General features: G+C 64.5%; 1 pseudogene. It reads right to left on the reverse strand.

Features of this window, described 5'->3' with window-relative positions:
* Positions 1 to 695, reverse strand: a pseudogene (locus DEQ92_RS21130) (ABC transporter substrate-binding protein); the annotation flags it as partial.

The raw sequence follows: 695 nt of genomic DNA on the forward strand, positions 1-695 counted from the left end.
GTTCGGCACCGAAGACATCGGGGTACAGTCCCTGTGCGGCCTGCTCGAACTGGAAGAGGTTGAGTATCGGCCCCTGGTAGGTGAGGCCGCCGTAGAACACGCGGTCGTCTTGCACCGCCGTCAGTTGGCTTGCGACGTCGTGGTCCCGCAAGTGCGAGACGACGTTCTCCTCGAAGTACGCGTCGGTGATTTCGCCCTGGATCCGGACGGCGATGGCGTCCGGGTCGATTTCGAGCAGCGTCTCGTAATCGAGCGTTTCGCCGCCCGCTTGGGCGTCTGTGACGCCGTGCTTCGCGAGGGCGTCGCCGACCCGCAGATCGGTCCACTGCTTCGATTGCGTTCCCTCGCCGATCAGATACGGGTAGAACGACTCCGGCGGCACGTCCGCGGGATAGAGGACGGCGACGTCCGGCGTCGACGACGGCAGGCGCGACTGCACGTTCGTGCGGACCTCGTCGTGATAGCCCGCGAACGCCTCGTAGCGGTCCCGCGCCTGGAACAGTTCCGCGAGCTTCTCGAAGGCCTCGTACAGGGTGTAGTATCGGTAGTCGGCGTGTCAGTCGTAGACCCGTGTGAAACCGGTGTTCCCGACGATAGGAGCGACGTTGTCGCGGACCTCCGCGACGTCGGACCCGCTCCACCCGAGACGGTGTTGCATAAAGTTCGGATCGACGATATGGACGTCGGCGTCGAGT

The organism is Haloferax sp. Atlit-6N, assembly GCF_003383195.1.
GTDB lineage: Archaea > Halobacteriota > Halobacteria > Halobacteriales > Haloferacaceae > Haloferax > Haloferax gibbonsii.